Here is a 25,126-nt window from a genome sequence, read left to right as displayed (position 1 = left end):
ATGAAATTGAAGATCACTTTGCTATCGGCTTTAACCAGCGCCGTGTCGATTGTATTTGCCCAAAATAATCAGGGCGAAAAGCAAAAGATAGCCCATGAAATGCAAATCTCCATGGTTGATGAACTGCTTAAGCCCTGGTACCCGGCCGCTATTGATACTGCCGATGGTGGCTTTTTAAGTGCTTTCACCTATGATTTCAAGCCAACAGGTAACCAGGATAAAATGATAGTGACCCAGGCACGCCACGTTTGGAGCAACAGCAAAGCCGCTGAACTTTTCCCCGCAAAAAAATATTATATAGAGGGGGCCCGCCATGGCTATGAGTTTTTGCGTGATAAATTGTGGGATAAGCAATACGGGGGCTTTTACATTTTTACGGATAGACAAGGCAACCCCAAACAGGGTGGTTTTGCTCCTAAAGAAGCTTATGGTAATTCTTTTGCAATTTACGCGCTTGCAGCATATTACCAGGCCTCGGGCGATACCAGCGCATTAAATTTGGCTAAGCAATGTTTTTGGTGGTTGGAAAAACACGCTCACGATCCGGTTTATAAGGGTTACTATCAGCACATGCAGCGTGATGGAACACCAATTGTGAGGGATGCAACCATAAAATCTACTGCCGAAACGGGTTATAAAGATCAAAACTCATCCATCCATCTGCTGGAGGCGTTTACCGAATTATACAGCGTGTGGCCGGATGAATTGCTTAAAACCCGCCTGAAAGAAATGTTAATGCTGGTGCGTGATAATATCACTAATGATAAGGGAAATCTTATCCTGTTTTTTCAACCCGATTGGACACCGGTATCTTACCACGATTCTACCCTTGCCGTTTATAAGCAGCATCATAGCCTTGACCATATTTCGTACGGACATAATGTAGAAACGGCTTATCTGATGCTCGAAGCTTCACATGCTTTAGGTATTGAAGGGGATGTCAAAACCTTGCAGGTGGGCAAAAAAATGGTTGATGATGCGTTGGATAATGGCTGGGATAATAAAGTGGGCGGTTTTTACGATGAGGGCTATTACTTTAAAGATAAGCCCGGACTTACCATTACTGAGGATACCAAGAACTGGTGGGCGCAGGCAGAAGGGCTCAACACGCTGCTCATTATGGCTGCCAGGTATCTGCAGGATAAGCACCAGTACTTTGAAAAGTTTAAAACCCTGTGGCAATACACGCAAACCTACCTCATTGACCATGAACATGGCGACTGGTACCAGGGCGGCATAGATAAACAACCACAGTATAAAACAGCTCTCAAAGGCCAGGTTTGGAAGGGAACTTACCATACTTTCCGCGCGCTGATGAACTGTGTGATGCAACTTGACCCGGATAAAATACCACCCACCGCGCCAAAGCAGGTAATACTGGTTAAAGCTACCGGTACCTTAAAATGGCAGGCATCTAAGGATAATAAGCGGGTGTTGGGTTATAATATTTACAATAATGGCAAACGGATAGGTTTTACGCCGTTAAATTATTTTGTGGTGGATAGGAGTGCGGCGGGTAAAGGCAAGTTAACAGTGAGAGCGGTTGATTTAGAGGGTAATCAGTCTTCTTTGAATAAAGCTTTTTAATTTAGTGATCAATAGCTTATGGTAATGCTATTGTGAGTTGGTTAATGTTCAAATGTCTTAACCCGGTTTTTATTAGGGTGCATTTTGCTCTCAGCTTTCAGCCTTTTAAAAGTGACCACGATCATTTTTTTAACGCACTATGGTCATGTTACAGGTAAGCGGTACCAGCCATCTTTGTATCATTAAAAGATAACAATCATGGCAACTTTAAAAATAAATGCTCCTGAATGGACCGCTGAAAATACCAATACCGTTAACACCGCCAATACTCAAGCCGGCAACAATACCTGGAATAAGTTAATGGCCTTTGCCGATAGCCAGGCCCCTAATAAAACAGTTTGGTTCATGTTTTCACTTGTTTCACAAGGTGTGCTCTTTTTACCTGTACCTGCTTTCCTGCTGTATTATTACAATGCTCCGATAGCAGTACTGGTAGTAACTCTTGTGTTATTCTTTGCCAACGTTATAGCCGGCATGGGCGGCTCGGGTATCCGTACATTGCTTGGCGTTTTTGCATTTAGCGTTTTGGTACATATTACCATGTTGCTTGTATTTATGCTGTAATATAGCTATTGACCCCCTAATTTAATATGTGCTGAAAAGTCGCCGGTTTGCTGGCGGCTTTGTTGTTTTAAAAAGGAGTGGATAGGGGATGAGTCAACAAAAGGGGGATTGTGCACAGCACAATCCCCCTTTTGTATTTTATAAAATGTAATTAAGCGTAAGTAACACTCAAAGTAATTGGTACGCTCAGTGCTTTTGAAATAATGCAGTTAGCTTTGGCGCCTTCGGCAATTTCTTTGAATTGTTCTTCAGAAACACCATCAATTGCTGATCCTTTTATTTCTAAATGGATGCCTGTAACTTCTAAAGCCTGCATATCAAGGTCAAGAATTGCATCGGTAGTTAAATCATTAGGAGTAAAGCCTGCCTGGGTTAAAGCAGCGCCAACGGCCATAGTAAAGCAGCCTGCATGAGCGGCAGCTAATAACTCTTCGGGGTTAGTACCGATGCCATCGGCAAAGCGGGTTTTAAATGAATACTGGGTTTTGTTTAATACAGTGCTCTGGGTAGTGATCTCTCCCTGGCCTGCCTGTAATGTACCGTTCCAATGGGCGTTTGCTGTACGTTTCATAGCGTGTGGTTTTTATATTAGTTCATAGTTTATGGTTCATTGTTCATGGTTGGATTAGTTTAAGAAATAGTTTCGGGTACTGCTATGAACCATAAACTATTAGCCATTAACCAATCAATGCCATTTAGCGCGTTCATACTGAACAGGCCATTTTATTTCCTCGCCAAGCTCATGTGCCGCGCGCAGGGCAAAATGTGGATCACGAAGCATTTCCCTTGCAAAAAACACAAGATCGGCACGTTCGCTTTCTATAATTTCGTTAGCCTGATCCGATTTGGTGATCAAACCTACCGTACCTGTAAGTATACCGCTTTCTTTTTTAACTTTTTCGGCAAATTCAACTTGATAACCCGGCGTTAATGGAATTTTAACATTTGGTATGTTACCGCCTGTTGAGCAGTCAATCAGGTCAACGCCTCTGCCTTTCAAAATATTAGCTAATGCAACAGAATCTCCGACCGCCCATCCGCCTTCTACCCATTCGGTTGCCGAAATCCGTACAAACAGCAGGTTCTCTTCAGGCCAAACTTCCTTAACACTTTCAATTATTTCGAGGAGTAAACGAATGCGGTTTTCAAAACTTCCGCCATATTCGTCTGTACGTTGGTTACTGAACGGTGAAAGAAATTGATTGATCAGGTATCCGTGTGCACCATGCAATTCTATCACTTGAAAACCGGCATCAACAGCCCGTTTAGCAGCGGCTTTAAAATCGGCTTTTACTTTTTCAATACCTGCTTTATCTAAAGCTATGGGTGGTTCTTCATTTTCAAAAAAGGAAATGGCACTTGCCGAAACACTTTGCCAGCCGTTTGGCTGATTGGCAGGGATCTGTTTACCGCCGTTCCACGGTTCCTGGTGACTTGCCTTACGCCCTGCATGGGCCAGCTGTGTGCCCGGAACAGCCCCCTGAGCCTTTATAAAATCAGTGATCTGTTTTAGTTTTTCAACATGTTCGTCTTTATATAAACCCAGGTCGGCGAAGGTAATGCGGCCTTCGGGTGATACTGCGGCGGCTTCGGTGATGATTAACCCTGCACCGCCTGTAGCAAAGCTGCCAAGGTGTACCAGGTGCCAGTCGTTGGCAAAACCATCCTGGCTTGAATACTCGCACATAGGCGATACTACGATGCGGTTTTTTAGTTCAATGTTTTTTATTTTAAGGGGAGAGAATAGTGTAGACATGTTTTTTGTTTTTGCAAATATGCGTACTAACAAGCAGTGTGTATGTACTGTTTTTGTAAAATGATATTGCAGTGAGAGGAAAGAAGCGTTTTGCGCCTGGAGGAATTGTCCGGATCAGAATTACAGAATTATTTAATTTTCAGAATAAGGTAATTCTTTAACAGTGCAGGTTGTGCTATTTACTAAAACGCTACATTTACCACCATGTCTGCCATTACAGCCCGCTTAGCAACTTTTAATGATATCCCCGAATTGCAGGGGCTAATCGCTCTTTCTGTCCGCGGATTAAGCACTAATTATTATAATCAGCAGCAAATTGAAAGTGCTATTAAGTACATTTTTGGAGTGGATACCCAATTGGTTACCGATGGTACTTATTATGTAGCCGAAGTAAACAGCGTTACCGTAGGCTGTGGCGGCTGGAGCAAACGCAATACTCTTTACGGTGGCGATCAGCTTAAAGAAATTGAAGACCCATTGCTTGATCCCAATCATGATGCTGCCAGGATCAGGGCTTTCTTTGTTCATCCGGATTATGCCCGGAGGGGTATAGGTAGTTATATCATAAAGGTTTGCGAAACTGCTGCACAAAACAACGGCTTTAAAAGCCTGCAATTAGGAGCTACACTACCCGGCGTGCCGCTTTACGAAGCTATGGGGTACAAAGCCACGGAAAATATTGATCAGCCGATGCCTGACGGGGTAATATTGCCTTTGGTTAAGATGTTTAAGGTTTTATAGTTATGGGTTTCATATTAAACCCTCCGTTTCAGCGTTATAGCTTAGAACCAAGCCCGCAATCATGCCCAGGAAAATACTGACGGTAGTAATCTTATTAATGGCGGTTACCTTAACACAGGCTCAAACTGCTGAAGATACCTACAACAAATACCTCGACTTTAATTTGGCGCGTTTACAGGGTGAACAGGATAAGGCAATGGACCTATCCCGGCAAATTATGCAGGATACAGCCAAGCTATCGGCCAAAGTAAAGATCAATTTTTTCAATTCACTGGCCAGGCTTTATGAAGATGATAATCAAAGTGTAAATGCGATACCCTTATATGAGCGCGTTGTTGCTGCCGAACCTGATTATTATGTGGCCCACCGGGCTTTAGGATACTTGTATCTCAAAAATATCCCCGATGCTGATAAACCTTTAAATAATCCATCTACAGATGCCGAATACGTTAAGGCTGTAAAAAAAGCCCTGCCTCAATTGGAGAAGGCACAGGCTTGCGATGCTGACGACAATACTTTAGCCCTGATCAAAACGCTTTATAAAAACATAGGTGATGATGCCGGGTTGACTGGACTGAATAACCGGTTAAAGATTTTGAAAGGAAAGTGTGAGGATATTTTGAGTGATTAGCGCTAAATTACTCCTTCCGGAGTCATGCTGAGTGATTAAAACCCGTTGGATTCTGAAGGGGAAATGACATCTCTACCACGTCATTGCGAGGCACGAAGCAATCTCCGACAGGCAGGTAAAAGTCTTTTTTCTAAGAACTTACATCGTCGCGCTCTTGGCCGCGCGGAGCCAGTTACTTTTTTCTTGATAAAAAAGTAACCAAAAAATCAAGTCAGCAGGGAGGCTTCTTTGCGCTCTCCCCGCCCAGATACCCACAGCCCGGCCTTTGCCCTGCAAACGGTCAAAACCACGGGCTGCAATTATTTTGCCCCGCTTCGCCCCGCATGCCCAATGCTTCTGCAAAAACTTGCTATGCCCTTTCCTTCGCTCAGAGCCACCATTGTTCTGCCCGTTTTCGTCCGAAGCTTACCTGCTGACGAAGATCTTGCTTTAAACATGTCATGGGTAACTTGTTTCAGCACCCCCACACGTTACGTCTCCGCATGCTAATCAAAGCGTTGACTTGACCTGTGGGAGCCCGAAACAATCTTCAGAAGTCTCCGGATTTAATAGCTATTTTATTATACTCCTGCGTCCTACTTTTGCCTAAAGCTATCACCAATAAACGCCAGAGCATCGGTGATGCCGGTGCGCCAGTAGGTCCAGTTGTGGGCTCCGTCGCGGATGCGGAATTTATGTGGCACTTTCTTTTCTGTAAGGGCTATATGCAGCAGGCTGTTCCCTTTGCTCAGCGCGTCATCATCACCGCAATCTATCCAGTAGCGCACATTTTTCAGATCATCGGTTGTTTTGCTTTGTACCAATCCCAGTATGGAGTTAGCCTGCCAGGTAGCATTAAGGCGTTCTTTTCCTTTAAGATCGGGGCCAAATACCTTGCTATATACATCCTTCCAGCGCTCGTCGGGTATCGCCATAAAATCATCATCGCTACGTACCGCAGCACTCAAAGCCGCCGCTGCTGAGAACATATCGGGATGTTTAAGGCTATATACCAGTGTGCCAAAGCCTCCCATGGATAAGCCCGCCACGCCGCGGTATTGTTTAGTACCTTTTATACGGTATTCTTTTTCGATAGATGGTATAAACTCCTTGAAAAAGAAGTCCTCATAGTTTAGTTTGCCCTTGTATGCATTGATAAAGAAGCTTGTGCCCCCGTCGGGCATTACAATGATCATCGGTGGAATGGTACCATCGGCAATAGCTTTATCGGCATAGCGGTTAACTTCACCAAATTGCAGCCAGCCGGTATGGTCATCCCCATAACCATGCAGCAGGTATACTACGGGGTAGGTCCGGTTTGATGTTTCATAATCAGCAGGGAGGTATACTGCGTATTTTACATTATGATTTAAAATATCGCTTTTTATATATTGCTCTTCAATCACCTTGCCGGTAGTTTGCGCAAATACATTTGCCGAAATCAGCAATAAACAAACCAGCAAAATCCTTTTTATAATACTCATATTCTAAATTGATTCAATTAATCGTCATTTACACATCCGCATATATGAAAACAGCGCATCTGCTACTTTTGCCTGAAACTATCACCAATAAATTGCAGTGCGTTGGTGATCCCTGTACGCCAGTAGGTCCAGGTGTGGGCGCCATCGCGCATGCGAAATTCATGCGGTACATTTTTTTCGGTAAGGGCAATATGCAACAGGCAGTTGCCTTTGCTCAGAAAGTCGTCGTCGCCGCAATCTATCCAGTACCTTACGGATTTTAGCTCATCGGTAGTTTTGGTTTGCACCAGGTTTAAAACCGAATTACTTTGCCATGCATTGTTAACCCTGTCTCTTCCCTCTAAACCGCGGCCATAAAGCTGTGCAAATATTTTTTCATAAGTATCATCAGGAGTGCTTACAAGCTGATCGTCGGGAAATACAGCGGCGCTTAAGGCTGCACCGGCTGCAAACAGATCGGGGTGTTTAAGCGTATAGATCAGCGTTCCATAACCGCCCATTGAAAGGCCTGCAATGCCCCGATATTTTTTTTCGGCCTTGATGCGCAATGCCTTTTCAATATAAGGCATAAACTCTTTGATGAAAAAGTCTTCATATTTTTCCTTACTGTCATAAGAGTTGATGTACCAGCTCGAATCGGCATTTGGCATTACAATGATCATGGGCGGGATAGTGCCATCGCTAATAGCTTTATCCGCATAGCGGTTAACCTCGCCAAATTGCAGCCAGCCGGTATGGTCATCGGTATAGCCGTGCAGGAGATAAACTACAGGGTAGGTGCGGTTAGCCGTTTCATAATCCGGAGGTAGATAAACCGCGTAATTTACATTGCGCTTTAAAATTTTGCTTTTGAGGCTTTGCTCTTCAAGTACCTTACCCTGCTGTGCAAATAAATTGAAGCCGCTTACCAGCAACAGGAATAAAAAAACAGGCTTAAGTATTTTCATGGTATGGATGTTTCAGGGTTAAAAATTAAGGGCCTTCCCCTGTTGCGGATATACCAGGTTTAGCTGTAATTTATTGGCAGCTTTTAACTGAGTTTTGATTTTGCTGATGCTGGTCATTGGCGGCTTTAAATGAGTTATTACAATGTTTAAGCCTTTTATAGCATCTGTGCCGGTAAACGAAGCCAGTTTATCCATCTCGGCCATTAACCATTTTGGCGTAAGGTGACCAAACAATGTTTTATCCGGCTGCTCATTAGGGAAAGATACCTCTATTAAAATAGCCTTTAATTTTTTGCTTTTTATCAGCGGAGCAGCAGCCTGCCACAGGTTTTGCATGTTGTTGCTTTTTTCTATCTCGTCGGGGCCTGTATCACCTAAATAAAGCAAATAATTGTTATTGCTATTAACCAAAAAAGCAGTACTGGTTAAATTGGAATGACTGAGCGGGAAAGCCCGGACCTTAAGCTCGGTATTTTCGATAGCTGTTTCGGTACCGGGTTCCAGTACTTTATAGTGATATTTTTTCAGTGCCGGTGTTTCACCCTGGTCGGCAAAATTGGCCCAGCTTTTCCATGTAAAATAGTGCGTCTTTATCGTTTCAATACAATCATTAAGTGCATAGATGTTTTTGGTGCTGTCCTCGGGCGAATTAATAATGAGCCCGGCAATATGGTCAAGATGTGGATGGGATATAAAATAGCCTTTAATATACTGCCTGAGCACAGCATTGCCGGGTACATTAAAGCTTTTACACGTTACAGCTTTTTCAATGCCATAATGGATTGTGCCTGCATCAAGGCAGATGTAATTATTGCTGCCTTTGGGTGCAAGCATATAAGCCGATAAGTTACTTTCATCAATACCCCCCAGCACACCTAAAGGTACCAGCCTGAAAGTTGAGGTCTTTGGAGTTTGAGCAACCAAAATTACAGGGAAAAGGAAAATATATAAAAATGGCAGTAATTTATACTTGAGGTTCATTTCAGGCAGATTTAGCTTTAGTATGCTACGCTACTAAATTAAGGATATGCATAAATAATTAAAGTAAAATGCCGCCTGTTTTTATGAACAGTCACATTACATAACGCGTTTTAAGGCATCGTTCACAAAAAAATTTGCGAACAGGAAGCCAAAACAGGGTGATTTTTAATAACAGGCCGCGCTTACGCCTGGTTTTTAAAGGCTCATTACATTTTTTACACCTGTAAATAGTGCGTGGCGTATCTCTTACAATTTCCATTGTTAGGGGGAGCAACAGTTTCTGCAAAATTAAAGTTCAGTGTATTTAAACGAAAGGTTACAGGTTTGGGTTTGCCTTTTTTGAGAATTTATTCTGTTTTCATGGCCTTCGCAGCAGGTTTTTTATATTCATAATCGCCACCTAACAGATACCCCCACGGTTTAAGTGTTTCAATGCGGTCAAATATGATCTTGAATATGGCAATAACAGGAATAGAAAGGAACATACCCGAAAGGCCCCAGATCATTTCGCCTAAAATAATGCCTATAAAAGAGATGAGGGCATTGAGCCTAACCTTTGAACCAACTATAGTAGGCAGCAAAAAATTGGCATCAACTGCGTGAATACCTATAACACTAACAGCCACCGCTACAGTATTGCTGATACTGCCTGTAGCAAAGGTTATAACAGTACTTAAAAGCAAGGCAGTGAAGATCCCGATGTATGGAATAATATTGAAAAGACCGACTATAATGCCCAGCAAAGCGGCATATTTTATACCAATCATCCAAAAAACGGTAATGGCTACTCCGGCCACTATTACCATTTCTAACAGTAACCCCAATATATACTGCCTCAAAATACTTTGAATATTTTCAACAATATCCATTACCACGTGCTCATTTTCATCTCTGAAAACCCATACCATAAAACGGATGAGCAAACGCCTGTATAGCAGTATAAAAAAGGTGAAGATCAGGATGAACACATAAAACAGCATGATCGATGAGATGGCCCCAAAAGTAGTGCCCAGTACATCAGTGCCCGACTCCATGAGTTTTTTGGCGGTGTCATCAACATAAGCCATTTGCTTGGCAGCGTTAACATGAAACGCGTGTTGAATCCATTCCTGCAGGTCCCGTATGGATTGCGTAACTTGTTTTTTAAGCATCGGCCAGTCGTTAGCCATGTTTGAGATCTGTGACCCTACCAGGTAGAGGATTCCCCCAACAACACCAACCAATAATAATATAGAAACCAGCGATGCCATACTGCGGGGTAATCTCAGCTTATTTTCCAGAAAATTACAAACGGGAAGCAACAGTATGGCGAAAATAAAACCAAAGATCATGGGATCAAGCAGATCCTTGCCCATAATAATCAGGTAACCAAGGGCCATAAAACCAATAAGTACTAAAGCAAGACGTTCGTAAAATGGAGCGATGAGTTTTTTTGTTGGCATATGGGGCAAATGTAGGGGGATTTATGATGGCTTAACACGTAATTACTTCAGAAGTTTGAAGATAAGTAATAATCGGGAACAGACGGGATGAAAAATGCGAAAGGTTTAAATCATGCCGGATTGAGCAGCAGTTGTAGTTTTAAGTAGCAACAGGAACAGTTGGTGTACTTGCTATTATAGTCGTTAAAGCTGTTACTATATGCTGCAACTGCCGCTCAGTAACCGCTACTAAAATTGTCGCTGCTACTATTAAAAAACTACTACTGATTTTATGTTTTGGCAAATATTTTGCATTGTAATATTATCATTTACTTAAAAAGTAACATTATGGCAAAGTATTCAGAAAAAGCCGGAGAGAAGGTTGAGAAAACCATGCACGAAATGAAGGAAGGCAAGCTGAAAAGCGGCAGCGGCAAAAAAGTAACCAGCAAAAAGCAGGCAGTAGCTATAGGCCTTTCAGAAGCGCGAAAAGAAGGTGCCAAAGTGCCGAAGAAGAAAAGTTAATGGTTAGTTATAAACCGGAAAGAATTTCGGCACCTGTCGAAGTTTGATGAATTTAAACACCATACTTCGACAGGTTTTGGCCTGATTTTTTTACTTCTTTAATGTAAACGCGTCGATGATATCCATCAGCGTTACAGCTTCATCAATGGAGCAGGGGTTAGGCCCTTCGCCATTAAAGTAAGCTACTATTTTGGTTATGAAAGGCTGCTGGATATGTTCGGGATGAGTGAAAGTTATGGTGTCTTCTTCACTATCAGTTTTCCAATTGATGTAATTGCCAAAAAACGGGAAGGTGATTTTTCCTTTTGTGCCGATGATCTCGCAGGTATCGGTGGTTTCACTTTCGGCTACATTAAAACACCACGAACCGTTAACCACTACTTTATTTTTAAATAAGATCTGCCCGCAAACATGATCGTCGGCAGGTGTTGAGTTTGATTGATTGAGCGAAAAACCATGATACATTTCAGGCTCGCCGAAATAATACAGCATCAAATCGAGCTGATGCGGGGCAAGATCATGGAAGTAGCCGCCGCCTGATAATTCGGGCTGTACACGCCAGTTGGTTTCCACATCGGCAATCAAAGTTGGTTTGCGGCTTTGCCACATCCTGATCTGTACAGTACGGATCTCACCAATTAGCTGGTTGTCAATCAATTCTTTAACCTTTAAAAACATAGGTAAAGCCCGGCGATAATGGGCAACTGTAAGTTTTGAATTGCTTTCCTTTACTGCCGCTGCCATAGCCCTTGCTTCGGCCGAATTACGGGTTACCGGTTTCTCGACATAAACGTTTAACCCTTTTTTTAATGCGGTAAGTGCATAATCGAGATGGGATGCGGGAGGGGTGGCTATGTAGATTGCGTTTAGTTCCTGGTCGTTCAGTAATTCACCAGCATCGCTGTACCATTTGCCTACAACATGGCGTGCAGCATAATCAGCCGCTTTTTCTGCATCGCGCCGCATAACGGCCACAAGATTACTTCCCGCCACTTTTTTAAATGCAGGCCCGCTCTTTTTTTCAGTTACGTTGCCGCAGCCTATAATACCCCAGTTTATCATTGTTAGCCCCTCTAAATCTCCCCTGAAGGGAGACTTTAAAATAATTAATTTTTACAATTATAAAGCCCGTCATAGTTCCTCCTTTTAGAGGGTTAGGGGGCCAAAATTTCTTCTATCCTTGCTAACTCCTCTGCCGAAAACTGGAGGTTATCCAAAGCTTTTAATGAATCGGATAATTGTTCGGGCCTGCTTGCGCCTATCAATACAGATGTTACGCGCTCATCTTTCAGGATCCAGGCCAGTGCCATTTGGGCCAGGGACTGTCCGCGTTGCACAGCCAAACTGTTCAACTCCCTGATTTGCCTCAGGCGTTCGTCGGTGATGTGACTTTTTTGAAGGAAACCGGTTGGTCGCGCAGCCCTTGAATCTTCGGGGATGCCATGAAGGTATTTATCCGTCAATAAACCTTGCGCCAATGGTGAAAAGGGGATACAGCCTACGCCTTCGTTACCTAAAACATTCAGCAGACCGCCTTCAACCCAACGTTCAAACATGGAGTATTTGGGCTGATGAATAAGGCACGGTGTGCCAAGCTCTTTGAGTATTTTGATAGCTTTCGAGGCCAGTTCGGCAGGGTAGTTGGAAACACCAACATACAAAGCTTTTCCCTGGCGAACAATGAGATCCAACGCAGCCATGCTTTCCTCAAGCGGCGTGTTTGGATCGGGGCGATGGTGGTAAAAGATATCCACATAATCAAGCCCCATGCGTTTAAGGCTTTGATCAAGGCTGGCTACCAGGTATTTCTTCGAGCCCCAGTCACCATATGGACCCGGCCACATGGTGTAACCGGCTTTGCTTGATATAATAAGTTCGTCGCGGTAATCGCGGAAATCTTCTTTCAGGATCTTTCCAAAATTCTCTTCGGCCGAGCCGGGAGGCGGGCCATAATTGTTGGCCAGGTCAAAATGGGTGATGCCGCTGTCGAAAGCGAGATGTAATATTTTGCGGTAATTATCGGCAACGTCAACATGACCGAAATTATGCCAAAGACCTAATGAAATAGCCGGAAGTTTGATGCCACTGTTACCGCAGCGGCGATATTGCATTGTTTGATACCTATCGGCAGATGCTATATATGTCATATTTCAGGTAAGGATTGGGCCGTAAAAATAGAATTTTATGTAGATTAATAATGGTGTTTTTGACTTTACTGAAATTAAAATTATGGCATGGCCACTATATCATTAACCTGCATCTGATGTTTGGCCCAATCGCGGAGTAATTGTAAAAAAGGGAGTAATTCCCGGCCTGTATCGGTAAGGGTATATTCAACTCTTGGAGGTACTTCAACATGCACCTGCCGAAGGATGAGGCAATCATCTTCCAGCTCACGCAGGGCCTGGGTAAGCATTTTAGAGGTTACGCCTGTTACAGTGCGCCTTAACTCGCCATAACGCATGGTGCCATTGCGTAAACGCCACAGTATGCGACCTTTATATTTGCCGCCTATCCGCTGAAAAGCGTAGTCGATACCACATCTTGGAGCCTCGTGTTTTGATTTTTTATCCATCAATTAAAAATAATATAACTGATTTACAGCATGGTAACTTTTTAGTAATCAGGCTACTTTTTTGTGCCTTATTGCTAATAGAATATAGCAAATATAACTTTGCTGCATGAAATATAAATTGCTTTTCATTCTAATATTGTTCACTACGTGTGCAGCATCCGCACAGAACAAACCCTCTGTTCATAATTTGACCGGAACCTATGAATTGGTAACAGTTGATAATATTGCCGCCGACGGCAGCCGCACCCATCTTTACGGGGATTCGCCGAAGGGGACCCTTGTAATTGACGCTATCGGGCATTATGCTTTACAGATCTACAGTGAAGCCCGGCTAAAATTTGCATCGGGTGATAAAGCTAAGGGTACCGACCAGGAGAACAAAGTGGCGATAAAAGGGTGTAACGCTCATTATGGTACCTATAAAGTTGAAGGGAATAATATCATTTTCAATATAGAACATGCATCATTCCCAAACTGGGAGGGCACACAGCAAAAACGCCCTTTTACTATTTCGGGCGATATTTTTAAGTACACTGTACCTGCGCCAACTACCGGTGGAGCGATAACAGGGGAGGTGGTTTGGAAGAAACTGTCTGAATCAGAATTTACAGGATTTAAGAATTAACAGAATGTTTTACTTCAAGCCCAGATTTAAAGAGTTTGAAGTAACAGGAAACCTCGCCTATTTCTACATCAAAATTTTGAAAATCTTAAAATTCTGATTCAGACAACCTCAGCCACCACAAAAGTGCTGCCGCCTACAAAAACAAGATCATCATTAGCTGCATTTTTTTGTGCTGATAGCAATGCCTCTTTTACAGAAAGGTAGGCTTCACCAATTAAACCATGAGCCCCCCCCTGTGCTTTCATGCTTTCAGCGTCCAGGCCTCTTGGAATGTCTGGTTTGCAGAAATAATAAGTAGCATCTTTAGGCAGCAGTGATAACACTTTGCCGGTATCTTTATCATTTACCATCCCGATAACCATATGCAGATGATTATATTTAACAGATGCAATATTTTTCATCACTTCCTCAATGCCATCGGGGTTATGCCCTGTATCGCAAATGGTAAGCGGGTTATGGCTTAAGGTTTCCCAGCGGCCATGTAAGCCGGTGAGGTTTTTGACCTGCCTTAAGGCTGTTTTGAGGTGCTCACCGGTAATTACAAAACCCCGCTCGCGTAATTCATCAACGGCAGATAAAACGGTTTTTACATTTTTAAGCTGATAGGTACCGGGGAGATCAAGTGCTAAGTCGTAACCCTTAAATTCAAAGTCCTTACTTTGGATGCGCAGTTCCAATAATTCGGCATCACCTTTCACCTTTTGCCTTTCACCTTTCACTTTTTCAACAACCCAATCTTCTGATGCAAACCGAATGTTGCTGTTAGTTTGCGCAGCTTTATCGATAAACACGTTTGATACCTCCGGTTGTTGTTCACCAATTATCACCGGGATGCCCGGTTTGATGATGCCTGCCTTTTCGCCGGCTATTAGTTGCAGGGTATTACCCAGCATATTCATGTGGTCCCAACCTATGTTGGTAATTACCGAGAGGAGGGGAGTGATCACATTTGTTGAATCCAGCCGACCGCCTAAACCTACCTCAATAACGGCGATATCCACCTTTTCTTTGGCGAAAACATCAAAGGCAAGAGCAACGGTCATCTCAAAAAAGGAGGGGGCTATTTCATCAAAATCGGCCCTGTGATCCTCAACAAAATCAACTACGGTTTGCTCGCTGATCATTTGTCCGTTAATGCGGATTCGCTCGCGAAAATCTTTGAGATGGGGTGAAGTATAAAGCCCTGTTTTGTAACCCGCTGTTTGTAAAATGGCCGCCAGCATGTGCGATGTTGATCCTTTGCCATTAGTACCGCCTACGTGCACACTTCTAAATTTATGCTGGGGATTATCTAACCGCCTGCAAAGCTCGAGCGTATTGGTAAGGTCTTTCTTAAATGCCGAAGCCCCGTCCCGTGTAAACATGGGAAGCTGGGTATAGAGGTATTGTAGGGATTGTTCGTAGTTCATGGTTCATGGTTCATGGTTCATGGTTTGAACCACTACTTTACGAGGCAAAAATAGTACTGAAGCTTACTAAAAGACAACTGACAATTGTAATATTATTTCGACATCGCTATGAACCATGAACTATGATCCATTCGCTTTCCCCGAATTAATTTACTTTAAACACAAAAACAACGGTACCCTGTTGCTGATCGGGGGCATTATCAAGCGGGTTAAGTTTGGAATTTTTTACAGCATCTTCGCATTTTTGAAGCAAGCCGGCATCTGATATCGTGGTACCACGGGCCCCGGCACGGGCATAAGTAACGTTGCCATCTTTATCAACCCTGATATCAACTACAATTTTACCACTTTGGCGGTTGTCGTCACTTACAGAGGGGCGGCTTACAAAGTTACGCTGTGCCATATTCAGGCTGCCGCCATTGCCGGATCCTGTTCCGTTATAGTTATTGGTAAGCGTTGTACCTGTGGTTTTACCCTGGTTGCCCGGAGTTTTGCCTGTGCCATCACCCTCGCCTGTGCCCGTCGATGCTTTGCCTTTATATAAAGCATTTTGGTTAACGGTAGGTTTTGCCGGCGGTGTTTTTACCGGTGGAGTAGGGGCAACATTTTGACTTGGCTTTTTAGTAGGCGCGGCCACTTCTGGGGCATCCTCGTTATTTTGGGTAACTACCGTTTTTTCGCTGCTTTCGGGCGTTGGTTTTTCTTCGGTGGGTTTACTTTCGGTAACTTTATCCGGTTTAGTATGGTTGGCTTTTTCTGCTACCGAAGGTTCTTCGGTGCTCATGTAATCATCGCCCATACCTTCATCAACCGTACCGTAGTTTACCAATATGCCGCCTGTTCCGTTCTCTTCAACCGGCGGATTTTTGAATACGATAAAATAACATGCCGCTATCAGCACAGCCATAATAATGCCTGTTGCTATAAATGCTTTCGGATAGTTATTTTCTTCCCTGTACTCCATTTTTATAATTAGTGCAATTTTTTAATTAGCAGTATTTTCTTAGCTGCAGTTCTTAGTTGCAGTGACAGTAGCGAGTAGCACTTTTTTATTGTTATCAGTAATCTGTTAAAACTACTGCTAAAAACTGCAACTGTTACTTAAAGAACAACTGCTACTAAAAAGAGTGGCAGTTTGTTTAAAAGATTACGGTAACTTACTGCAATAATCTACTATAAACTTTAAACTCACTGCCACGGTTATCCTTTAGGTTCTGTCGCCAAAACCAGTTTAATGTTCAACTTTTGTGCTACGTCCATTACCTGTACCACATCCTGTATGGCTACAGTTTTATCAACATATAAAACTATGGTAAGTTCGGTAGCCAGGGTTTTGTAACCCGCCAGTGTAGTTTGCAGGGCATCCACCGGGATCTCCTTTTTATCTACGTAGTACTTCAGGTCTTTGGTTACGGAAACAGTTATGGTTTTTTTAGATACCGACTGCCCTGTTGATGACTTAGGAAGCACCAACTTAATAACGTTAGGGTTGGTAACTGTTGATGCTATAAGGAAAAACAGCAGCAGAAAAAACATAATATCGTTCATTGCCGACGTATGTACTTCTGCCGATGCGCCCCTGTGTCGTTTTCTTAAATTCATTTGCTCGGCTCCTCTAACAGGTCAATAAATTCAATAGCATCGGTTTCCAGCTTTAGGATCACCTTATCAACCATCATATTTAAAACGTGGTAGCACACATAAGCTACGATACCTACAAACAAACCTGCGGCTGATGTTACCATTTTTACGTATAAACCGCCAGAGATTACACCCATGCTGATGTTATCGGTTTTTGAGATATCATAAAAGATCTTGATTACACCGGCAATAGTACCAAGGAAACCAAACATCGGTGCTATACCGGCTACGATACCTAAAATACCAATGTTTTTTTCCAGTTTCGATACCTCAAGCTTACCAACGTTTTCAATAGCCCCTTCGATATCTTTTATAGGGCGACCAATGCGCAATAAGCCTTTTTGCAGCATGCGCCCAAGTGGTGTGTTGTTGTTACGGCAAATAGCAATGGCCGATTCCAAATTGCCCGAGTGGATACTTGAACGTACCTGTACCATCAGGTTTGATTCATCACGAGATGCTTTACGGATAGTAAAGTAACGTTCAAAAAATATTACCAGCCCCAGTACAGCTAAAATACCTATCGGGATCATTACCCAGCCACCCTTGATCAACAGGTCGCCAAAGCGAAGTTCTTCAGTTGGCAGTGCTGCGGTTGTTACGGCGTGGTTTGCGGTATCTGCCAGGTGTTTGGCGGTATCTGTAATTTGCTGAATTAATAATAAAGTCATTTCGTGGAATCAGTAATTTGTTTTGAGTATGTGTCTTTAGTTATTTTTCCTTGTGATATGAGTTTTTTTCTCACGGCTTCTGCTTCCCCAGATGAGGAAAACCCTCCAATTATGATCTTGATCCGCGGACCGGTTCCGGGGCCTTTCAGCAGGCGGGCGTCAATTCCCTTGCTTTTATAATCTTTAACGGCCTCATTGCTTTTGGTTACCGTTTTAAACGATCCTAAAAATATGGCAAACTCCGGCTGTGCTACGGTATCTGTTTTAGCTGCCGGTTTATTTAACGCTTCAACAGGTTTAGAAATTGTCTTTGTCGTATCAGCAACCGTTGGAGTGGAATCCTTTTGGATACTATCAGGCTTAATTACGGGAGCAGCTTTGGGCTTTTCAACCTTTGGTTGTTCTTCAGGGCTGCCATTGTTAAGACGTAATAGTGCGGGGTTATATTTATATACGCCAAAAGCTGCTGCGGCAAGTATAACCACTGCAATTGCTATTATAACCCAAATGCTGATACCCCGCTTAACTTCGGGTTCATCATCAATATACTCAGGCTGCTCAACAAATGTTGCGGCTGTCGGCGGCGGTGTATAGCTTTGCTGTAAAGGGATGGCCGTAGGCAAAGGCGGCGGCGGTGGTGGCGGGGGCACATAGTTAACATTGTTAATGGTTACCGGGGTAAGGCCAAAAAACAAAGGATCGCTGCCCGGTGCCTGTTCCTGCGGTCTGAAAGCAATTTTGCCTTCCTGCATATAAAACCAACCCAATTGGGCAAAAGGTACTTCATGCAACACCAGTTCCTGCTTAAGGCTGTTAATGTATTTTTCGGTGAAATATTTGGATGATGCCAGGGAGATCTTTTTCTTTTCGGCAATATGACGTGTCAATATCTCATCGTCTTTAGCCTCCTGATCAAAATGCAGCTTATGATCGGGCGGATAAAAAGTTGCCTGTACATCATCATAATAGCCATTTACGCGCAGGCGCGAAAAGCAGCCCAAGCCAGGTACACTTATTTCGGTGTACCGGCCGAGTAGTTCGCTTAAATAATTGGCTATATCCATCCGGTAAAAATACGGTTAATTTTAAAACATCAAACAGGGCTTAAAACGAGTACCCTACCCCGCCAAAGATATTAAATCCGTAGTTAGGGTAGTATAACCAATTTTGATAGGAACTACTCAGGATATTATTAGCCTGCGCAAATACCGAAAACCTGCTGTTTATCCTGTATTCTACACTGCCGCTCAGGTCGCCAAAGCCCTTAATAGGCTGTTTAATCTGGTTGTAAACCGGGCTTCCCGGGGTAGAAGTTGGTGCCAATACCAATAACCTGTCGGTTGTTGAGCCGCGGATAAGCAACGAACCTGTAACAGTCAATTTGCTGTCGATATGTATTGCAGTACCTGCAGTTAATAAAAATTTAGGCAAATTCCATGGCTCACTTTCTTTAGCCATTTGATAGTCTTTTATTTCAACGCGGCCGAAAATGTTAAAATCGTCTGTTGCTTTAAAATCCAGCTCGCCATTAAAGCCGTTTACGCGGGCTTTGCCATCATCATAAATAACAGCGAATTTGTTGCCTTCGGCGTTGAAGTTACTCACCATTAAAGGCATGTTTTTAATGCTGTTGCGGTACACGGAAGCTTTGAAGCTTAAGCCGGGGGCCAGGGTGCCTTTTAAACCGGCACTGATATCCAGCTGATCAACCGAGTTTTTGATGTTGATGTTTTGGCCGATGAAGGGATTGATCATGGCAAAATCGTGCAGTGAAGAGCGGTTTACGTCGCCCTTAGCTTCAACAAAAAGGCGTACATATTTAGGGATTACCTGTACCTCCAATTTAGCGGCTGGGAAAATGTAAAACTTACCAAAATCGCCAAACTCTTTTACGATGTTAACGCCTGCATCTATTTTATAGTTATCGCCCTGAAATTTAATATAAGGGTTGACACGTGCAATGTTATTACCAAGACTGTAAAGGCTGTCTTTCTGGCTGGCCAGATCCAACGATCCGCTTAAGCCTGCATAAAACTGCTTAACCGTTTGATTTAAAAATCCCGATATAACGACATTGTTTTCACGAGCCTGGTAAGCATTGCTAAATGCGTATCCTTTTAACTTTACAGCATAGGTAAAGTCGTTTTCAACGTCTTTGTAATTCTTTGCCAGTTCAACCTCGCCGCTTATGGTATTGAAGTGCTGTTTTGTCGGTACAAAGTTGTTGTCGGGAGCATCCTGGTTGTAACCGTAAAAATAGGTGCCTAAACGATTGTAGTTGATGCGGCCTGAGATATTGTTATCGCCAATGATACTTTTACCAAAAACACCAACGTCATCGCGGCTTTGGGTTTGTTTTTGCAGTGAGCCAGATTGCGACAAATGTTTTATGAAACCGCCAAATTGTAAAGCCTCATCCCGACCGTTGGCAAAATAGCCTTCGCCATAAATGGTTTTCAGGTTGCCAAAACCAACTTTAGCAAAGTTGTTGGTTAAAACAGAATCCTGTTCTGCCGGCCTTTTCATTGGGTCAAGCTGCCTGATCTCGGAGTTTTGCTCCTGGCGTTTATCAAGCGGGGCATAGGTTAAAGGTGCTTTAAAGGGCACTTTATCTTCCAAATCAGGGTTGCGACGGATCTTTACCGCATCGGCCAACACCGGTTTGTAGGCAGTGGTCACTACAATTTCTTCTGATAAGCTACCGCCATTGGCAGCGTTATTGGGATTATTGCCGCCTCCCTTTTTAGTAGTATCCTGCGCTGTTTTTGCAGCAGCATCGCCCAAGCTTTTGCTGTCTGTAGCTTTTTTAGCTATAGGTTTTGGCGCGGCCTTTTTAGGTGCCGGTTTAACGGCAGTTTTTTTTGTCGCAGTTTTTACTGTTGTTTTTTTGGTAGATTTCTTTGTTTGTGCCTGGGCAGGAACAAAGTATAATGCTATTATTAAGGTAAGCAGCGTATATGTGTATCTTGAGTTCATTGCTTGTCTTTTTTTATATTACTCTTTGTTACTGTTTTTAGTTGTATCGGGCTGGGCAGTTTCTTTTGTGCCTGCGGCAGGGGCTTTGGTTTTGCGGCCGCTTAATTTATCCAGCTTTTCTTTAGCAGTAGGTAATATGTCGTCATCGGCTTTGTAGTTATCAATGATACTTTGCAAGGTTGCTTTTGCCTGAAAGGTATCTTTTAAGCCCACATAGGTGTCAGATAACAAAATGTATGTTTTGGCTACCCAGTAATCGTAGTTTGGCATTTCCTTGGCCAGGTCAAAACACATTTTTTGCGCTGTTTTATAACGGCCTTTTTCATACTCAATAAGGGCAAGGTTGTAACGGGCTTCGGCAGCAGCAACGGTTTTAGTGTTGGTTGCAGTATAAGTGAACTGCTTAACAGCAATGGCGGTATCGCCGGTTGCGAGGTAAGCTTTACCTTCGTAAAGACCGGTTTTAAATTTATCTTCCTGCGATGTTTTATCATTGGTTTTAACAAGCTCTGCGTATTTGATAGCATCGTCGGTCATTAACATTTCCGAGTAGCAGTACATCAGGTTGGTGATGGCAAAAGTATAGTCGGCCTTATATTCGGAGTTGGTTTCCAGGCGTTTCAGGAACACTACGGCTTCGTTATATTTCTTTTGCTGCATGTATAATTTAGCCATGCTGATCAATGCTTTTTCGCTGTAGGCGCTGGTCCAGTCATTAAGGATCACATTGTAGTCAACAACGGCTTCGTCTGTGCGGCCTAATGCAGCTAAACCTTGCGCGCGGATAAAGCGTGCCTGTTTTTCGTAGATCTGTTTGCCTGGGAACTTATCGAAATAAGCGTTTACCGCGCTTACAGTACCCTGCCAGTCGCCTTTAAGGTAAAGGTTGTTGGCTGCGGTTATCATTATGCTTTCCTGGTCGGATGTGGTATAGTTACCAATAGGGGTGGTACCAGCATAATTGATGAATGTTTGGGCATCGCCTTTATCGGTATAGATTTTTTCAATCTGTTTTAAAGATTGTTTTGCCTCATCGGTTGATGAGTAATCCTGTACTACTTTTTTAAATGATTCAACAGCAAGGTCATCATTGCCTGCGTTATAATCTATCAAACCAATGGTAACCAGCGCACGCGGTACATAACTGCTGCGCGGATATTTCTGGATCATGGCATTCAGATCGGTTTTAGCTTTATCTCCGTCTGTTTTCAGGAAATAGGTGTAGGCAATTTCAAACGATGCATCATCGGCATAATCTGAGTTAGGGAACTTGTTCAGCACATCATTAAGGGTACTGATCTTAGTATCTAACGAGCCTTGTAACCCCTGGATCATACCACGCTGAAATAAGGCGTAATCTTCGCCCTGGTTGTGCATGGCTATAATGCGGTTGTAGTAGTTCATGGCATTGCCGTAGCTTTTCATTACAAAGTAGCTATCGGCCAGGCGGGTGATGGCATCATTTTGGGTATTAACGTCTTTAACATCACCCTGTAAAAACTTCTCAAAGTAGTTGGCTGCTTTTTTATACTGCTCATCGCCAAAAGCTGCATAAGCTAAAGCATAGTTGGCGTAGTTAGAAACATCAGTTTCCTTAGCTTCAGGCATGCTCAGGAATTTCTCAAAATTCTCTACCGATTCGCCGTATTTACGAACCTCGAACATGGCCTCGGCCATCCAGTAGGTAGTTAAGGCTTCAGTTTTGCTATCAACCGGATCTTTTAATGAACGAAGGAAAATACCTATGGCATTTTCAAAAGCACGCTCATTATAAAACTCCAGGCCGCGGTAGTAAGTAACTTTTTGATAAGCTAAACGTGCACTCTGGCTTTTATTAGGGATGGGCTCCAGGATCTCCACAGCTTCTTTATAGCTGCGTGAGTTTAGTAATTCTTCACCCAATAATACCTTAACCTCGTCAATACGTTTTGAACGTGGGTATGTAGCCAGGTATAACCTTGTGGCACCTAAAGCCTGCAGGTTAAAATCGAGCTCGTATGATAGTTTGGCATACTCATAAAGGGCATCTTCCTGCAATTGCTTATCATAATCAAGCTTGGAGGCGTTGAGGAACGCATTACGTGCGCTCTGTTTGTTGTTCATTTTCAGGAACACATCGCCCAGGGTATAGTTACCGCTTTGACTGTAAACATCGTGTTGTTCAACCAGTTTTTCCAGTTCGTTGGCAGCTTTGGCGTAGTTGCCTACTTTATAATAGGTATAACCCATTTGGTAGCTGTCCTGCGTGTTTTGGGTACGGCCCTGATCCCGGTCTTCAAAACGGCCATAATACTTCACCGCGTTGTCATAATCAGCCTTGGCAAAGTACGATGCGGCGATGATACGCAGCATTTCAGTTTCGTTTTGCTGATGTGTGCTGTTTACAATAGGAACGGCGTAGTTGAGCACATCGTCATAACGCTTATCTAAAAAGTAAACTGCCGAGATATAGTACGGATAGCTGTTTTCGTATTTCTTTGAGTTTTTAAGCTTTTCAAAGTTTACCAGGGCAAGATGATAATCCTTGTTCAGGTAAGCGATGTAGGCAAAATAATAAGTAGCATCTTCGGTAAACTCGGTGCGTTTGTTTTTAACCTCGCCAAAAAGCAATTGGGCATTTTTGTAGTCTTTTAACTCAAAATAGGCATAACCCTTACGGAACTTATACTCGGTATTGTCATGGCCGTTCAGCTCTCCTGCCTCAACCTTGTTAAACCAGCGGATAGCATCTTCATATTTACCTTGTTTAAAATACGATTTACCAATCTGGAAAAAAGCCTGTTTGGTAAGCGGATTTTCAGGGTGTTCTTTTATAAACCGGAGAAACATGCTTTCGGCATCATCATTACCCAGGTTAAGGGCGCAGAATGCTTCATAATACTGGCAGTTTTCTTTAGTGAGCGATAGCTCGGTTTCAAACTGTGGCTGGGTGCTTGTTTTAATTTTGTAAGCCTCAACCAGGCGAAATTGTTCGGCCGCCGAAGCAAACTTTCCTTTGTCCATCAAATCAATAGCCGCATGATAAGTGCGGTAAATTTGAGTGGAAGGATTTTGCTGGGCTCGTGCTGTTGTAACTAAAAATACGGGAATGAGCAGGGTGATGTATCTTGTTTTGATCATAAAGCGCATACTAACGATAGTGCGAAAATAGCTAAACCAAAAAGAGGCTTTTCACATTAGAAATTAACAATTGTGGATAACACTTCTTTTAACGAAGGTAATACTTAAGATAATATCCATGTGGAAAACTTTAAAATTGTTGAGTACTGCCGTGGTACCGGCTATGGATAATCAAAAGTAATAATTACACGTTAAACAGTGCAATTTATTTGTATTTTGAGCATTATAATACCCTGGGGACGGCGTGTCCCATCCATTATTTTTACCAATTATGAATAGCGTTCTTAACAGAGGGGGATTGTGGTTGCCGGTTATTTTGTACATGTTGGTGTTTTGTCCGTTAAATTCAAAAGCACAAAAAACAAATGCCGAAATTGTTTTAACAAACAGGCAGTTAAATGAAAAATCGAACGAATTTTATATCGCAAATGTTACTGATGAACGGCCCGATCGGAGTGCCGTCGCCTGGTTATTATCGGCCACAGGTAATTTGCCTGTAGTAAAACATGAAGTTGATTTACAGGGAGGTACAGCAACAGCTGTTAAACAATTTGCTGATAATGCTATCCCTGTTAATAAGATGTTACGCCCGGTGGTCATCCGCATTAAGAAGTTAAAGCTTACTGAAACGGCAATGGCCGATGGCAGGATAGAAGGCCGGCTGGATATACAATTGTGGTTTGAATTGAAAAAAGCTGAGGACAATGTGCATTTGATTGATTACCCGGCAGCTACAACATACTATCGCGGCGCAGGGCAACAGTACGATACCGGGGCGCTGATAAGCCGGGCCCTTGAAGCCGGCCTGGTGTATTTTAACAGATGGATGAATCGTGAAGCGGGCACTAACATCAAACTGGCTAAGGGAGTAAAATTAATCTTTACCGATTATTCAGAACTGCCGGAAGGCGATACCATCTACTACTCGGCCAGGCGGCCTTTAACCTGGAATGACTTTCAGGATAAAGCCCGGGGCGAAAAGTATGTTGCCGAGGTGCAGCCAAGTTTTGGTTACACAGAACAGGTAGAAGTAGTGAAGTCGATAGTGGTAGTGAAGATAAGTATGCGCGTGTTTTTGCCTAAAAGTGCCGCCTGGGTAAAACCGGAGGGGCGTACAGACTATGCTCTAAATCATGAGCAGCGGCATTTTGATATCGTAGCGGTAATAGCCCGGCATTTCAAGAGGGCCCTTATGACTATGAAACTCCCGGTTGATAACTACGATGGCTATATTAATGTACAATACCTTGACTCGTACCGTGAAATGAACCAGCTACAAGATCAGTATGATAACGAAACCAGTCACGGTACAAACCAATACTACCAACAGGAATGGAATATGAAGATAGATGGATTTTTAAGAGATTAAGACAGGAGACTCAACACGCCCGAGCCCGGGGGATAAATAGCACATATATGAATTTAAATTCGTGGATGTCAGCATAATGTTACATGGCATAACACATCCTTATGCTGTGCAGGACTTATTTTTC

At 43.0% G+C, this 25,126-nt stretch carries 23 protein-coding genes; 7 read left to right on the top strand and 16 right to left on the bottom strand.

Annotated elements, in window-relative coordinates; all coding sequences use genetic code 11:
* Positions 1–1,587: an AGE family epimerase/isomerase gene (locus DIU38_RS17135; protein ID WP_112652253.1), complete on the top strand. Its 1,587-nt coding sequence runs from the start codon at positions 1–3 to the stop codon at positions 1,585–1,587.
* A gap of 198 nt (positions 1,588–1,785) precedes the next feature.
* Positions 1,786–2,151 (top strand): hypothetical protein, encoded by a 366-nt coding sequence (locus tag DIU38_RS17130; RefSeq protein WP_112652254.1) that lies wholly within the window; start codon positions 1,786–1,788, stop codon positions 2,149–2,151.
* A 151-nt stretch (positions 2,152–2,302) separates the two neighbouring features.
* On the opposite strand, the gene DIU38_RS17125 is transcribed toward DIU38_RS17130, so the two are convergent.
* Both DIU38_RS17125 and DIU38_RS17120 read right to left on the bottom strand, forming a co-directional pair.
* Positions 2,303–2,722 (bottom strand): OsmC family peroxiredoxin, encoded by a 420-nt coding sequence (locus DIU38_RS17125; protein ID WP_090523343.1) that lies wholly within the window; start codon positions 2,720–2,722, stop codon positions 2,303–2,305.
* Positions 2,723–2,836: 114 nt separating this feature from the next.
* On the bottom strand, positions 2,837–3,907 hold the full coding sequence (locus tag DIU38_RS17120; RefSeq protein WP_112652255.1) for an NADH:flavin oxidoreductase/NADH oxidase: 1,071 nt from the start codon (positions 3,905–3,907) through the stop codon (positions 2,837–2,839).
* Positions 3,908–4,111: 204 nt separating this feature from the next.
* On the opposite strand from DIU38_RS17120, the gene DIU38_RS17115 reads away from it, so the two are divergent.
* Both DIU38_RS17115 and DIU38_RS17110 read left to right on the top strand, forming a co-directional pair.
* Positions 4,112–4,648 (top strand): GNAT family N-acetyltransferase, encoded by a 537-nt coding sequence (locus DIU38_RS17115; RefSeq protein ID WP_112652256.1) that lies wholly within the window; start codon positions 4,112–4,114, stop codon positions 4,646–4,648.
* Between the two features lie 61 nt (positions 4,649–4,709).
* On the top strand, positions 4,710–5,279 hold the full coding sequence (locus tag DIU38_RS17110; RefSeq protein ID WP_112652257.1) for a tetratricopeptide repeat protein: 570 nt from the start codon (positions 4,710–4,712) through the stop codon (positions 5,277–5,279).
* Between the two features lie 575 nt (positions 5,280–5,854).
* Here DIU38_RS17110 and DIU38_RS17105 read toward each other — a convergent pair.
* The 4 genes from DIU38_RS17105 to DIU38_RS17090 all read right to left on the bottom strand — a co-directional run bounded on the left by DIU38_RS17105 (position 5,855) and on the right by DIU38_RS17090 (position 10,112).
* A complete protein-coding gene (locus tag DIU38_RS17105; RefSeq protein ID WP_112652258.1) occupies positions 5,855–6,742 on the bottom strand; it encodes an alpha/beta hydrolase in 888 nt (295 codons plus the stop codon).
* A 62-nt stretch (positions 6,743–6,804) separates the two neighbouring features.
* Positions 6,805–7,689: an alpha/beta hydrolase gene (locus DIU38_RS17100; RefSeq protein ID WP_112652259.1), complete on the bottom strand. Its 885-nt coding sequence runs from the start codon at positions 7,687–7,689 to the stop codon at positions 6,805–6,807.
* An 18-nt stretch (positions 7,690–7,707) separates the two neighbouring features.
* The gene (locus DIU38_RS17095; RefSeq protein WP_112652260.1) at positions 7,708–8,670 is read right to left on the bottom strand and encodes an MBL fold metallo-hydrolase; all 963 of its coding nucleotides are present in this window, start codon (positions 8,668–8,670) and stop codon (positions 7,708–7,710) included.
* 347 nt (positions 8,671–9,017) lie between these two features.
* Positions 9,018–10,112: an AI-2E family transporter gene (locus DIU38_RS17090; protein ID WP_090523376.1), complete on the bottom strand. Its 1,095-nt coding sequence runs from the start codon at positions 10,110–10,112 to the stop codon at positions 9,018–9,020.
* 327 nt (positions 10,113–10,439) lie between these two features.
* Here DIU38_RS17090 and DIU38_RS33135 point away from each other — a divergent pair, with 327 nt between their 5' ends.
* On the top strand, positions 10,440–10,616 hold the full coding sequence (locus DIU38_RS33135) for a DUF6496 domain-containing protein (protein ID WP_167516215.1): 177 nt from the start codon (positions 10,440–10,442) through the stop codon (positions 10,614–10,616).
* A 90-nt stretch (positions 10,617–10,706) separates the two neighbouring features.
* Here the strand turns inward: DIU38_RS33135 and DIU38_RS17085 are convergent, their stop codons facing one another.
* The 3 genes from DIU38_RS17085 to DIU38_RS17075 all read right to left on the bottom strand — a co-directional run bounded on the left by DIU38_RS17085 (position 10,707) and on the right by DIU38_RS17075 (position 13,191).
* Positions 10,707–11,678 (bottom strand): Gfo/Idh/MocA family protein, encoded by a 972-nt coding sequence (locus tag DIU38_RS17085; protein WP_112652261.1) that lies wholly within the window; start codon positions 11,676–11,678, stop codon positions 10,707–10,709.
* A gap of 92 nt (positions 11,679–11,770) precedes the next feature.
* The gene (gene mgrA, locus DIU38_RS17080; protein WP_112652262.1) at positions 11,771–12,763 is read right to left on the bottom strand and encodes an L-glyceraldehyde 3-phosphate reductase; all 993 of its coding nucleotides are present in this window, start codon (positions 12,761–12,763) and stop codon (positions 11,771–11,773) included.
* 80 nt (positions 12,764–12,843) lie between these two features.
* Positions 12,844–13,191: a winged helix-turn-helix transcriptional regulator gene (locus DIU38_RS17075; RefSeq protein WP_112652263.1), complete on the bottom strand. Its 348-nt coding sequence runs from the start codon at positions 13,189–13,191 to the stop codon at positions 12,844–12,846.
* Between the two features lie 106 nt (positions 13,192–13,297).
* Here DIU38_RS17075 and DIU38_RS17070 point away from each other — a divergent pair, with 106 nt between their 5' ends.
* A complete protein-coding gene (locus DIU38_RS17070) occupies positions 13,298–13,816 on the top strand; it encodes a lipocalin-like domain-containing protein (RefSeq protein ID WP_112652264.1) in 519 nt (172 codons plus the stop codon).
* Positions 13,817–13,914: 98 nt separating this feature from the next.
* Here the strand turns inward: DIU38_RS17070 and DIU38_RS17065 are convergent, their stop codons facing one another.
* From DIU38_RS17065 to DIU38_RS17035, 7 genes are all read right to left on the bottom strand, one after another.
* Entirely contained in the window at positions 13,915–15,225 is a 1,311-nt protein-coding gene (locus DIU38_RS17065) for a bifunctional folylpolyglutamate synthase/dihydrofolate synthase (protein ID WP_112652265.1), read from the bottom strand.
* A gap of 145 nt (positions 15,226–15,370) precedes the next feature.
* The gene (locus DIU38_RS17060) at positions 15,371–16,189 is read right to left on the bottom strand and encodes an energy transducer TonB (protein WP_090523406.1); all 819 of its coding nucleotides are present in this window, start codon (positions 16,187–16,189) and stop codon (positions 15,371–15,373) included.
* Positions 16,190–16,425: 236 nt separating this feature from the next.
* Positions 16,426–16,827 (bottom strand): ExbD/TolR family protein, encoded by a 402-nt coding sequence (locus DIU38_RS17055; protein ID WP_090523411.1) that lies wholly within the window; start codon positions 16,825–16,827, stop codon positions 16,426–16,428.
* Positions 16,824–17,537, bottom strand: coding sequence for a MotA/TolQ/ExbB proton channel family protein (locus tag DIU38_RS17050; protein WP_091163111.1), 714 nt, complete (start codon positions 17,535–17,537; stop codon positions 16,824–16,826). The genes DIU38_RS17055 and DIU38_RS17050 overlap by 4 nt, the downstream gene beginning before the upstream one ends.
* Positions 17,534–18,601: an HU domain-containing protein gene (locus DIU38_RS17045; RefSeq protein ID WP_112652266.1), complete on the bottom strand. Its 1,068-nt coding sequence runs from the start codon at positions 18,599–18,601 to the stop codon at positions 17,534–17,536. Before DIU38_RS17045 ends, DIU38_RS17050 begins: the two co-directional genes overlap by 4 nt.
* Before the next feature lie 40 nt (positions 18,602–18,641).
* Positions 18,642–20,513 (bottom strand): porin family protein, encoded by a 1,872-nt coding sequence (locus DIU38_RS17040; protein WP_112652267.1) that lies wholly within the window; start codon positions 20,511–20,513, stop codon positions 18,642–18,644.
* Positions 20,514–20,531: 18 nt separating this feature from the next.
* Positions 20,532–23,633, bottom strand: coding sequence for a tetratricopeptide repeat protein (locus DIU38_RS17035; protein ID WP_112652274.1), 3,102 nt, complete (start codon positions 23,631–23,633; stop codon positions 20,532–20,534).
* Between the two features lie 271 nt (positions 23,634–23,904).
* Here DIU38_RS17035 and DIU38_RS17030 point away from each other — a divergent pair, with 271 nt between their 5' ends.
* Positions 23,905–25,002 carry a DUF922 domain-containing protein gene (locus tag DIU38_RS17030; RefSeq protein ID WP_146750328.1) on the top strand — a complete coding sequence of 366 codons (1,098 nt, stop codon included), beginning with the start codon at positions 23,905–23,907 and terminating at the stop codon, positions 25,000–25,002.
* The last annotated feature ends 124 nt before the right edge of the window (positions 25,003–25,126 follow it).

It is taken from the genome of Mucilaginibacter metallidurans, assembly GCF_003286435.2.
Classification (GTDB): domain Bacteria; phylum Bacteroidota; class Bacteroidia; order Sphingobacteriales; family Sphingobacteriaceae; genus Mucilaginibacter; species Mucilaginibacter gossypii.
This window is presented reverse-complemented; position numbering and strand designations above follow the sequence as displayed.

Coding starts and splice junctions, on each gene's coding strand:
- DIU38_RS17050 (WP_091163111.1), bottom strand. CDS start 17,537: ATGACTTTATTATTAATTCAGCAAATTACAGATACCGCCAAACACCTG.
- mgrA (WP_112652262.1), bottom strand. CDS start 12,763: ATGACATATATAGCATCTGCCGATAGGTATCAAACAATGCAATATCGC.
- DIU38_RS17060 (WP_090523406.1), bottom strand. CDS start 16,189: ATGGAGTACAGGGAAGAAAATAACTATCCGAAAGCATTTATAGCAACA.
- DIU38_RS17085 (WP_112652261.1), bottom strand. CDS start 11,678: ATGATAAACTGGGGTATTATAGGCTGCGGCAACGTAACTGAAAAAAAG.
- DIU38_RS17070 (WP_112652264.1), top strand. CDS start 13,298: ATGAAATATAAATTGCTTTTCATTCTAATATTGTTCACTACGTGTGCA.
- DIU38_RS17105 (WP_112652258.1), bottom strand. CDS start 6,742: ATGAGTATTATAAAAAGGATTTTGCTGGTTTGTTTATTGCTGATTTCG.
- DIU38_RS17110 (WP_112652257.1), top strand. CDS start 4,710: ATGCCCAGGAAAATACTGACGGTAGTAATCTTATTAATGGCGGTTACC.
- DIU38_RS17125 (WP_090523343.1), bottom strand. CDS start 2,722: ATGAAACGTACAGCAAACGCCCATTGGAACGGTACATTACAGGCAGGC.
- DIU38_RS17115 (WP_112652256.1), top strand. CDS start 4,112: ATGTCTGCCATTACAGCCCGCTTAGCAACTTTTAATGATATCCCCGAA.
- DIU38_RS17055 (WP_090523411.1), bottom strand. CDS start 16,827: ATGAATTTAAGAAAACGACACAGGGGCGCATCGGCAGAAGTACATACG.
- DIU38_RS17035 (WP_112652274.1), bottom strand. CDS start 23,633: ATGATCAAAACAAGATACATCACCCTGCTCATTCCCGTATTTTTAGTT.
- DIU38_RS33135 (WP_167516215.1), top strand. CDS start 10,440: ATGGCAAAGTATTCAGAAAAAGCCGGAGAGAAGGTTGAGAAAACCATG.
- DIU38_RS17040 (WP_112652267.1), bottom strand. CDS start 20,513: ATGAACTCAAGATACACATATACGCTGCTTACCTTAATAATAGCATTA.
- DIU38_RS17100 (WP_112652259.1), bottom strand. CDS start 7,689: ATGAAAATACTTAAGCCTGTTTTTTTATTCCTGTTGCTGGTAAGCGGC.
- DIU38_RS17090 (WP_090523376.1), bottom strand. CDS start 10,112: ATGCCAACAAAAAAACTCATCGCTCCATTTTACGAACGTCTTGCTTTA.
- DIU38_RS17135 (WP_112652253.1), top strand. CDS start 1: ATGAAATTGAAGATCACTTTGCTATCGGCTTTAACCAGCGCCGTGTCG.
- DIU38_RS17045 (WP_112652266.1), bottom strand. CDS start 18,601: ATGGATATAGCCAATTATTTAAGCGAACTACTCGGCCGGTACACCGAA.
- DIU38_RS17095 (WP_112652260.1), bottom strand. CDS start 8,670: ATGAACCTCAAGTATAAATTACTGCCATTTTTATATATTTTCCTTTTC.
- DIU38_RS17065 (WP_112652265.1), bottom strand. CDS start 15,225: ATGAACTACGAACAATCCCTACAATACCTCTATACCCAGCTTCCCATG.
- DIU38_RS17030 (WP_146750328.1), top strand. CDS start 23,905: ATGAATAGCGTTCTTAACAGAGGGGGATTGTGGTTGCCGGTTATTTTG.
- DIU38_RS17075 (WP_112652263.1), bottom strand. CDS start 13,191: ATGGATAAAAAATCAAAACACGAGGCTCCAAGATGTGGTATCGACTAC.
- DIU38_RS17130 (WP_112652254.1), top strand. CDS start 1,786: ATGGCAACTTTAAAAATAAATGCTCCTGAATGGACCGCTGAAAATACC.
- DIU38_RS17120 (WP_112652255.1), bottom strand. CDS start 3,907: ATGTCTACACTATTCTCTCCCCTTAAAATAAAAAACATTGAACTAAAA.